General features: G+C 45.4%; 10 protein-coding genes and 1 tRNA gene. 5 read left to right on the plus strand and 6 right to left on the minus strand.

The annotated features are described in order from the left end of the window. Window positions 1-204 precede the first annotated feature (204 nt). The 3 genes from LDL40_RS12730 to LDL40_RS12740 all read left to right on the plus strand — a co-directional run bounded on the left by LDL40_RS12730 (window position 205) and on the right by LDL40_RS12740 (window position 3,470). Complete coding sequence (locus LDL40_RS12730; RefSeq protein ID WP_300995755.1) at window positions 205-1,818, plus strand: DUF3300 domain-containing protein; 1,614 nt, start codon at window positions 205-207, stop codon at window positions 1,816-1,818. 76 nt (window positions 1,819-1,894) lie between these two features. Then, the gene (bla, locus tag LDL40_RS12735; protein WP_300995756.1) at window positions 1,895-2,821 is read left to right on the plus strand and encodes a class A beta-lactamase, subclass A2; all 927 of its coding nucleotides are present in this window, start codon (window positions 1,895-1,897) and stop codon (window positions 2,819-2,821) included. Window positions 2,822-2,894: 73 nt separating this feature from the next. Then, on the plus strand, window positions 2,895-3,470 hold the full coding sequence (locus tag LDL40_RS12740; RefSeq protein ID WP_300995757.1) for a glutathione S-transferase family protein: 576 nt from the start codon (window positions 2,895-2,897) through the stop codon (window positions 3,468-3,470). Window positions 3,471-3,530: 60 nt separating this feature from the next. Here the strand turns inward: LDL40_RS12740 and LDL40_RS12745 are convergent, their stop codons facing one another. After that, window positions 3,531-5,372: an ABC transporter ATP-binding protein gene (locus tag LDL40_RS12745; RefSeq protein ID WP_300995758.1), complete on the minus strand. Its 1,842-nt coding sequence runs from the start codon at window positions 5,370-5,372 to the stop codon at window positions 3,531-3,533. Window positions 5,373-5,743: 371 nt separating this feature from the next. Between LDL40_RS12745 and LDL40_RS12750 the strand changes: the two genes are divergently transcribed. After that, window positions 5,744-6,373, plus strand: coding sequence for a hypothetical protein (locus LDL40_RS12750; protein WP_300995759.1), 630 nt, complete (start codon window positions 5,744-5,746; stop codon window positions 6,371-6,373). A 20-nt stretch (window positions 6,374-6,393) separates the two neighbouring features. Here the strand turns inward: LDL40_RS12750 and LDL40_RS12755 are convergent, their stop codons facing one another. The 5 genes from LDL40_RS12755 to LDL40_RS12775 all read right to left on the minus strand — a co-directional run bounded on the left by LDL40_RS12755 (window position 6,394) and on the right by LDL40_RS12775 (window position 8,823). After that, on the minus strand, window positions 6,394-6,723 hold the full coding sequence (locus LDL40_RS12755; RefSeq protein ID WP_300995760.1) for a hypothetical protein: 330 nt from the start codon (window positions 6,721-6,723) through the stop codon (window positions 6,394-6,396). Beyond that, a complete protein-coding gene (locus tag LDL40_RS12760) occupies window positions 6,720-7,076 on the minus strand; it encodes a hypothetical protein (RefSeq protein ID WP_300995761.1) in 357 nt (118 codons plus the stop codon). The genes LDL40_RS12755 and LDL40_RS12760 overlap by 4 nt, the downstream gene beginning before the upstream one ends. A 146-nt stretch (window positions 7,077-7,222) precedes the next feature. Then, a complete protein-coding gene (locus tag LDL40_RS12765; protein ID WP_300995762.1) occupies window positions 7,223-7,555 on the minus strand; it encodes a hypothetical protein in 333 nt (110 codons plus the stop codon). 165 nt (window positions 7,556-7,720) lie between these two features. Continuing rightward, window positions 7,721-7,797: transfer RNA gene (locus LDL40_RS12770), tRNA-Pro, on the minus strand. Window positions 7,798-7,887: 90 nt separating this feature from the next. Then, the gene (locus LDL40_RS12775) at window positions 7,888-8,823 is read right to left on the minus strand and encodes a sodium-dependent bicarbonate transport family permease (RefSeq protein WP_300995763.1); all 936 of its coding nucleotides are present in this window, start codon (window positions 8,821-8,823) and stop codon (window positions 7,888-7,890) included. Between the two features lie 96 nt (window positions 8,824-8,919). On the opposite strand from LDL40_RS12775, the gene LDL40_RS12780 reads away from it, so the two are divergent. Then, a complete protein-coding gene (locus tag LDL40_RS12780) occupies window positions 8,920-9,894 on the plus strand; it encodes a LysR family transcriptional regulator (protein ID WP_300995764.1) in 975 nt (324 codons plus the stop codon). The last annotated feature ends 106 nt before the right edge of the window (window positions 9,895-10,000 follow it).

A 10,000-nucleotide genomic window follows, 5' to 3' on the forward strand; every position in this document is an offset into this window, starting at 1 on the left:
TTTAAACCTTCAGCACTGTTTAAAGTCAAAGCATAACAACTGTTGCTGCACATTCAGAAGCTGTTCAGGCAATACTTGCTATAACCTGATGCAAGCTGGTGATGAATGCATCAGTGGAAAATTTTTTTGAAGTGTGGCGTCGGATCTCGCGACACTTTCATCCATAGATCCGGGTTTTAGCGGCCACAAAAGTGGCAGGAGCTTATGATGCGTGCCCTGATGAAATGCTTACCTTTGCTTTCAGTGGCTTTGTTTCCAGCCTTGTTAGTTGCCCCAGCGGCAGCACAACAGACCGCTAGTGCAGGTAGCACTGTGCAAAGTTTTAGTCAGGCTGAGCTGGACGCGATGCTTGCACCTGTAGCTTTGTACCCGGACACAGTGTTGTCGCATCTGCTTATTGCCTCTACTTATCCGCTGGAGATCATTAAAGCCAACAGATGGGTGGAAGAGCACCCAGGTTACAGTGCTGAAAAAGCTCTGGATGAAGTTGAAGATATGGATTGGGATCCAAGTGTCAAGGCTCTTGTTCCTTTCCCGCAACTGTTGGAGCGTATGAGTGATGATATTGATTGGACTCAGCGTTTAGGTGATGCCTTTTTAGGGCAGGAAGCGCAAGTTATGACCAGCATTCAGACCCTGCGTACTAAAGCTTATGCTTCAGGTAATCTGGATAAACAGCAGCATATAAAAGTGGTGAGGGAAGAAAAAACTATCATCATTGAACCTGCTTCACCACAAGTGGTTTATTTACCCTATTATGACCCACAAATTGTCTATGGCCCTTGGTGGTGGCGCAGTTATCCGCCTGTGTATTGGCACGTACCAGTAGGGTATTCTGTATATCGTGGATTCTCCTGGGGTATTGGTATTCAGATAGCACCAGGTTTTTATTTCAGCAGCTTCCACTGGCCACGCCGGCAAATTGTGGTGATCGATCATCATCATCACTGGCGTGACCCTTATTACTATCGCAGCCACCAGATTATTGAGCATCGGAACTCTCATCACTGGCAGCACAACCCGCATCACAGACGTGGTGTCAGTTATCATGCAGGTTATCAACCGACCCGCGAATTTAGTGGCAGCCGGAGCTACCACAATAAAGAACAACAACGCGAGTGGGCAGCGCAAACCCGTGAAGACAAGGGTTATGCACCTGAAAGGAAACTACATCATGAAAAAGAACAGCGTTTTTCTGACAAAGATCGTCAATTTGAACGCAACAAAAAGGCAGAGGATTTAATAAGGCGTTCAAAGGACCAACCTCAGCGCGCTCAGGTTGAGCCGGAGAACCCGCGGCAATTTACAGATCCTAGTCAGGAATTAAGGCGTGATCTGATAAAAAATCGTGACCAACAGAAGCTTGACAGAACCGAACAACAAGTACGGCAAGACATGCCGCGCCCGGAGCGTACCTATCAGTCAACGCGCACTGAACAAGCAAAATTTGAGCGCCCATTACGACAACCTACTGTTGAACAACCAAGGGTAGAGCGTAGTTATCAGCAGCCCCGGGTTGAACAACCAAGGGTAGAGCGTAATTATCAGCAGCCCCGGGTTGAACAACCAAGGGTAGAGCGTAATTATCAGCAGCCCCGGGTTGAACAACCAAGAGTAGAGCGTAATTATCAGCAGCCCCGGGTTGAACAACCAAGGGTAGAGCGTAGTTATCAGCAGCCCCGGGTTGAACAACCAAGGGTAGAGCGTAGTTATCAGCAGCCCCGGGTTGAACAACCGAGGGTAGAGCGCAGTTATCAGCAGCCCCGGGTTGAACAACCAAGAGCACAAAGCAGAGCAGTTCGCAGAGAAATCGAATAGAAGCTGTTGATATATCAAAAGGCAGCACTTGCTGCCTTTTGCATTATTTAATCCTAACTAAAATAAGGACAGCACAATGAATGTCATGATAAAACCAGTTGTTAATGTCACGCTGTTGTTTACATTAGTGCTGAGCTCATGTTTTGTTTCAGCTCAATCCCCAGCCTTGAAAGAACAAATTGAAAGTATAGTGGCAGGAAAAAAGGCAACAGTGGGTGTAGCTGTGTGGGGACCAGATGATTTGGAACCCTTACTGATCCAGCCTTTTGAAAAGTTCCCGATGCAAAGTGTATTCAAGCTACATTTAGCTATGCTGGTGTTACATCAGGTTGATCTGGGAAAAATGGAATTAAGTCAGTCGATAACAGTAAAACGTGCTGAAGTTTTACAAAATACCTGGTCACCTATGATGAAAGAGCATAGTGGTGATGAGTTTGTCGTTACCCTACAGCAACTGCTGCAGTATTCAGTATCCCATAGCGACAATGTGGCTTGTGATTTATTGTTTGAATTAGTTGGCGGACCTTCAGCTCTGCATACTTATATTCAGTCCATTGGTATCAAAGAGACCGAAGTAGTAGCTAATGAAGCACAGATGCATGCAGATGATCAGATCCAATATAAAAACTGGACATCTATGAAAGGCGCTGCGCAAATACTGCAAAAGTTCGAACAAAAAGAACTTCTTTCTAAAACGTCTCAGGCTTTGCTGTGGCAGTGGATGGTCGAGACAACCACTGGGCCAAAACGTTTAAAAGGTTTATTACCGGTTAATACCGTAGTGGCTCATAAGACGGGCTATTCGGGGATACGAGCAGGAAAAACTGCAGCGACCAACGATGTAGGCGTTATCATATTACCCGACGGTCGCCCATTGCTTGTCGCAGTATTTGTCAAAGACTCCACGGAATCAACGGAGACCAATGAGGGCATTATCGCACGGGTTGCTTTGGCAGCCTATCAGTTCGAATTGAAAAAGCTTTCCGCCGTGAGTCCGGATTAAGCTGTAATAAGCACTATCTTAGCCACTGTTGAAGGGTATAAACTAAAGCCATAGTCAGTAAATGGAGTAGGTTATGCAATTATTAGGTTCAGTGGCTTCACCTTTTGTACGTCGTTTACGTTTAGTCTTGGCGGGACAGCCTTATCAGTTTATTGCGTTAAATATATTTGAGTCGGAAGGCCGTTCCGTTTTAGTGCAGCACAACCCAGCCCGCAAAGTACCAGTCTTAGTGGACGAGCAACAGGTCATTTTTGATTCCGGGGTCATTTACCGTTATTTGGCGCAGAAGCTTGCCATAAAGCCACTGAGCTGGGACCAGGAAAATAGCCTGACCACCATCAACGCATGCACAGATTCTCTGGTCGAGTTGTTACTTTGCAAAAGATCCGGCTTTGATGTGACTGAAGACAAGCTGTTTTTTAATCTGCAGCATGAGCGTATTCATGCCACGCTGGAAGCCTTAGAACAACAAATCAGGGCAGGGCAGTTCGGTCGTTGGGACTATGTCAGTATCAGCTTGTTTACGTTGATTGACTGGGTGTTGTTCCGTGATTTAGTTGACCTGAAACCATTCCCAGTGTTACTGCAGTTCCGAAATGAGCATTTAAACCAGCCAATGGTTGCCGAAACCGATCCGCGTTTAGGCTGATAAAAAGGGCATAGCTCACAATAGTCAGGTACAACCAATGTGAGCTGATGCCCTGTCTTGTTATTCGACGCCGATAAAACCACCGGTTTGGTGTGCCCATAATTGAGCGTAAATTCCGCCTTTGGCGATCAGCTCCTGATGACTGCCCTGTTCGACAATACGCCCCTGGTCCAGCACTATCAGCCTGTCCATTGCTGCTATGGTGGATAAACGGTGTGCTATAGCTATCACTGTTTTACCTATCATCAACTGTGTCAGACTCTGCTGGATTGCAGATTCAACTTCCGAATCCAAGGCTGATGTCGCTTCATCGAGGATTAGGATTGGGGCATTTTTCAATAACACACGAGCTATAGCAATACGTTGTCGTTGACCCCCCGAGAGCTTTACACCTCTTTCACCGACCTGCGCATCATAACCACTGTTGCCCTTAGGATCTGTCAAGTCCTGAATAAAAGCGTCAGCTTCAGCTAAACGAGCTGCGTTGATCATTTCTTCTTCTGTTGCATCCGGACGGCCATACAAAATGTTCTCTCTTACAGTACGGTGCAACAGTGAGGTATCCTGAGTCACCATCGCAATATGGGCCCGCAGGCTCTCCTGAGATACAGTTTTGATATCCTGACCATCAATTAGAATCTGGCCTGAATTGACGTCGTAAAAACGTAACAACAAGTTCACTAAGGTCGACTTACCGGCACCTGAGCGACCTACTAAACCTACTTTTTCACCCGGCTTGATAGACAACTCCAGCCCATCAATTACCGGACCATGTTCAGTTGCGGCTTTGCCGTAATTAAAGTTGAGTTGTTTAAATTCAATCTGGCCCTGAGGTACTTCAATGGCCTTGGCGTCTGGTCTGTCAAGGATCTGCTGAGGCTGAGATAAAGTGGCAATACCGTCGGCCACGGTGCCGATATTTTCAAACAGCGCACTGACTTCCCACATGATCCACTGCGACATACCGTTTAAACGCAATGCCAGGCTGACAGCTATCGCAATTGAACCCACTGTAACTGCATTAACGGACCACAGCCATATAGCCAGCGTAGCAATAGAAAACACCAACAGATAGTTCAGGCCTTGTACACAGATATTCAGCCAGGTCGCTAGTCGCATTTGTTTATACACAGGCACTAAAAATAGTTGCATGCTGTCCCTGGCATATTCAGATTCACGGGCTGTATGAGAGAAGAGTTTGATAGTGCTGATGTTTGTGTAACTGTCGACTATCCTGCCTGTCATTTCGGAGCGGGCGTCGGCTTGCTGAGTGGCAACCTGTTTCAGTCTGGGTACAAAATAAAATTGAATAGCAGTGTAAATTAATAACCAGGCAACCATAGGTAATACCAAGCGCCAGTCTGAATCTGCGATGAGGTACAACATAGATCCAAAATACACTAAGACATAGACCATCACATCCAGCAATTTGGTTGCTGTCTCCCGCACCGCAAGTGCTGTTTGCATCACTTTGGTAGCAATACGGCCGGCAAATTCATTCTGGTAGAATCCCAGGCTTTGTTTTAATAAGTAGCGGTGCGCAAGCCAGCGGATCGACATTGGGTAGTTGCCCAATATAGTTTGATGAATAAGAGCAGAGTGGAAAAATACCAAGCCAGGCAAGACGACCAGCATCACCACGGCCATGGTAATTAAGGTATCCTTTTCTTCTTGCCAGAAAGTGTCAGGGTTTTTATGAACCAGCCAGTCTACCAATTGGCCCATATAGCCAAACAAAGATACTTCCAGCGCAGCTAAGAGTGCTGTGGCTATGGACATAAGGACAAGTGGCAGCACCATACCTTTACTGTAGTGCAAGCAAAATGCAAATAAGCCTTTAGGCGGCTGGGTTGGCTCGTCATCAGGGAAAGGTTTGGTTAATCGTTCAAAAAAGCCCAGCATAATATTCCTCAAAGGCGACGAAAAAGGTGGCTATTGTACGACAAAGTCTAAGCTGCGCATGTAACTATTTGATGAAAGCCTCATTTCAAGCGGCGGGAACTATCCCTACCTGCAGCCTCTATACGCTTTTATGTGACCAGATGGACGCAGATTGTTGAAAATAAATACAAAAAAATATGAAAAAACCAAAAGTTCCAATCGTATGTTAACTCAGCAGCTTAGAATGTTACTTGTTCTTTAAATGGGTAAATTACGGAAAATCTATAACTTAGCTTTGATTTAGTTGGCTTGCAAAGGCCAGCAAGCTTTCTACACTCAGCATATAGAGTACCCGAATCAGGGTGGTTGTCTCATCTGACAGGAGTGTTGAAATGGATGCCAAAGAAATACTGGTAGATATCAAGCAAGCGGAATTGCAAACGGAGCTGGTCCTGGATGCTGGTAAAGAATTGGACAGAGCAATCAGGCAATTGCATGAGTGGTCTGAAGACTGGGACTGCCAGCGTAGAGCTTGTCAGGACATTTATGATGCAGTGCACCTCATTCTGATCCACAGCCACCAGCTGTCACGGATTTTCTGGCCTGCCAAATGTTGTGGTGAGTTGGGGTTGGATATCTGCCACAAAGCCATGGCTTTAAGAGAGGAAATACACTTACCGGATCTACAGCACCCACTGCGCAATGAAGCTTTGTGGCGTCACGCCGGAGAGTTTGATCATTCAGTGCGTGACAAAGGAGCAACGCGCCGCTATAGCGCTCATCATTTGACCAGTTTTAATCAGGTTATTACCTGGATGGACAACGAAGCTATGTTCTGTTGGCTTGAACCTTCTACGAAGATTTTTGTTTTTCATTCAGAGGAATTTGCCTTAACAGATCTGCTTGATGCAGTACAGCAACTCCAGCACAATATTCGACAATATCTAAAGAAGTTACAACAGCCAAATCTGAATCTGGCACGTTTAGACTTTTATCATTATGAAAAGCAGTGGGCGAATTAACGACCTGTTTCAGCAAATTATTAGTGTTTGGTTAGCCTGATAAAGCCATAACTTTGGACACTTTGCACTTTGTTTTTTTGCAGCCCTTCAGCCACTTCAGCCTGAAAATCTTCAACATACAAGTGCAGGTCATCCTGAAATTGCTCATCGAGTTTGTTACGTTCAATAAGCTCGACTGTTCTTTGCACTTCAAAAGCCTGCATGCAAAGTTTGTGAGCTCGTTGTTCCATTTGTTGAGCTACCCTGAGTTCAATTTCGTCCAGCGTAAAATTGCGGCAGATCCTGTTATAACAATACAGACCAACCAACAGCAATAATGCCATGACTAATAAGGACAAAAATTCGATCATATAACCATTCCTTTCTTATCGGCGCGCATATCCTTGACTAGCCAAAGCATCGCAAACGGCACCACTGAAATATTTATAGAGACAATGACATATTTGTAGATAGCTAATAATAGATCTGTTTCGAACACAACTCTGTCTGCGTAACGCATGAGTTGCAATGCACACAAACTTAAAAAACAAAACATGATATAGCGGGTGAGTTTGCTTGCTGGAAGCTGATAGGCAGAATGTATTTTGTATATAAACCATATGCAAATCACTTCGATAAAGGCCCAGGTTACGTACCACAAGGATGCACCTAGGGCTCTGTTACTAATCGCAAGATCCATGACAAATGGTTGTAACTGGTCCATCAACAGGTTTCCTAAAACCCATACAGTTAAAGCAATTCTGGACGATATCTCTAGTTTGTAAATAAAAGATACAACAAGAAGGAGCAGACAAATTAGCCAAAAAAACCTATCTAAGTTGTATGCAAAATCGCCCACAGACTCGATCTCTATACAAGATTATTTATAGGAGGTTCATTTCCTGAGCCGCTACCAAGAGTTTTAATGATCGGAGGTTCATTGCCTGAGCCACTACCAAGAGTTTTAATGATCGGCGGTTCATTGCCTGAGCCACTACCAAGAGTTTTAATGATCGGAGGTTCATTACCCGATCCACTGCCCAAAGTCTCTGCCGCCAGCTTAGCTTTTGCTTCAGCGGACAATGTCACAGTGTCTGTAGCTACAGGAGCCGAAGTTGTTGTGGTTTTGCTTGGAGTAGCGGGTGCAGCAGTTGGCGTTGCAGATGCGCTAGTGGTCCCTGTGGTATTCAGATTGACTTGCATAACCTTTCCTTACTGTTGTCACTAAATCAGAAAACCAATGTACACGAACTTTTTGTAAAAAAGCTAATTTTTTTTAACTAGTGAGAAATACCTGGTTGGATAAGTGTTGTGCGAAGAGGATTATTGGCAATAAAAAAACCTGCTGTAAAAGCAGGTTAATTTAAATGGTCGGTACGAGAGGATTTGAACCTCCGACCCCTGACACCCCATGACAGTGCGCTACCAAGCTGCGCTACGTACCGACGTTGGGCCTTATACTACTGCTTTACGTTATAAATGCAATGCCCCTTGGTTTGACTGCGTTTTTTTTGTTCGCTTTGAGCTACTACAGGTTAATTACCGAGCGCAAGTTCTACCCATTGCTGATAAACAGGGATAGCCAGCAGCACATTCACCGGGAAAGTGATACCTAAAGATGCCATCATTGCCAGCCCTATATTGGCGTCTGGTATGCTGGCGCGCACTGCAGCTGGCGCTGCGATGTAAGAAGCACTGGCCGCTAAAGTGGTTAAAACCAATAATGAACCTTGAGGTAAATCCAACAGTAACCCAAAAGCCAGTCCTAAAGCTCCTAAGGCAAATGGTGCTAAGCCAGCGAATAACATTAAACGCCAATGCTTTAGTGGCAGCGGGTTGCAAACCTTGGCTGTACAGAGTCCCATTTCCAGTAAGAACAGCGCGAGCATAGTTTTAAAGCCGCCAATTAAAGCTGGGGCTATAGGCTCTAATCCTTCCGGACCATAGAGATAACCAATGAGGACTCCTCCGCCGAGCAGCAATACGCCGCGACTGGTCAGGGCTTCACGCCAGATATGAGCTTGTTTACCCTGGCCTTTGAGCGCGCCATACAGGCCCAGCATAATGACTATAGCCGGCAACTCAAGCATAACCAGATAGAGCGTGGTTTCAGGTAATAATGGCAAACCTGATTTCTCTGCAAAAGCCAGTACTACGGCGAAAGTACCTGCACTGACTGAACCGTAATGCGCTGCGATACTGACGGAGTCTGAGTTACTTAGTTGGATCAGATAGCGTAAAACCGGATAGGCTAATAACGGAATTATTAAGCCCAATGCCGCTACCGCCAACAGGTCTGGCACCATACCGCTATGGGCCTGACCATGGAGTGCCATACCGCCTTTAAGACCCAGTACCAGCATCAACAAAATAGACAAAGTTTCATAGATTGACTGAGGAACTTTTAAATCGGACTTTAATAAGCCAGCGATAAGGCCAAAGGCAAAAAACGCGATCACAATATCAGGCATAACTGAACTCCCTAGTTGTTATTGGCTGGCGATTTTGCCCTTCTTTGGGTATATTGGATAATTAATTGTTTGCCACTTTAATATTGATAATCATCTATGGATGTGCGGCATTTAAGTTTTAGATTATTACAGGTCTATGTTCAGGTTGTACGCTTGGCTTCTGTCTCAGCTGCTGCACGGTTGTTGCATTTAACCCAACCTACGGTGTCTTTACAGCTTAAAAAGCTGACAGAGGAAGTAGGGCAACCTTTGCTTGAATACCGTGAGGGTAAAGTCCATACCACTTATATCGGGGACGCATTATTTCAGGCTGCATCTGATGTTCTGAGCCGTTTTGATGATTTTTCCGCTTTATTAGAAGAAGCCAAAGGTGGGCGTAGTGGTACTTTAAGTTTAGGTATAGTCACCACAGCTAAATATGTAATGCCCACTATTCTCGGTGCATTTGATAAAGCCAATCCAAAAATTGCGGTCACCTTAAACGTGGGTAACAGAGCCCATATTCTGAACCGCTTTGGTCATCAGGATGACGATTTGTATCTGTTTAGCCAGCCACCAAGTGGGGAGTTGGTCCAGGCTTGTCGTATTATTAAAAACCCGTTGCAACTGATAGCGCCTGCGGATCACTGGGCATCGCGTTATTGCCTTGAAGGAGGTGAGCTGGATTTTTCCGCACTAAAAAACGAAAGGTTTTTAATGCGTGAGCCAGGCTCTGCCACCCGGATGCAATTTGAATCCTGGTTGAGCAGTCAAGGCGTGGAGTTATCAAAAACGATGCAAATCGAAAGTAACGAAGCGATTCGATTAAGTGTGGCCAGTGGACTCGGGCTGGCCGTGTTATCAACATACACTTTAGATCAGCATTCTGAGCAATTTAGCCGGTTGAAAGTCAAAGGTTTTCCGCTGAACAGTCATTGGTATCTGGTGGCGCGCAAAGATAAACGATTGAGTGCATCCGCCAGACGGCTTATCCAGTTTATTGCGCAGCATCTGACTGATTGTATCGAATCGCAGTGGGTGGTCGATGACATAGCTGAGCTCCCACTGCACTTTTTCCCCTCTGTTGATTAGAAAGAAGGGGGCATCAACTCTTATTGTAACCTACGGCCAAAGCTGACCGAATAGGCGACAGGGCGGGTTTGCAATACAGGATCTGCTGTGGCTGTGATGCCTTTGG

This window comes from Rheinheimera sp. (assembly GCF_020217005.1).
Lineage (GTDB): Bacteria > Pseudomonadota > Gammaproteobacteria > Enterobacterales > Alteromonadaceae > Pararheinheimera.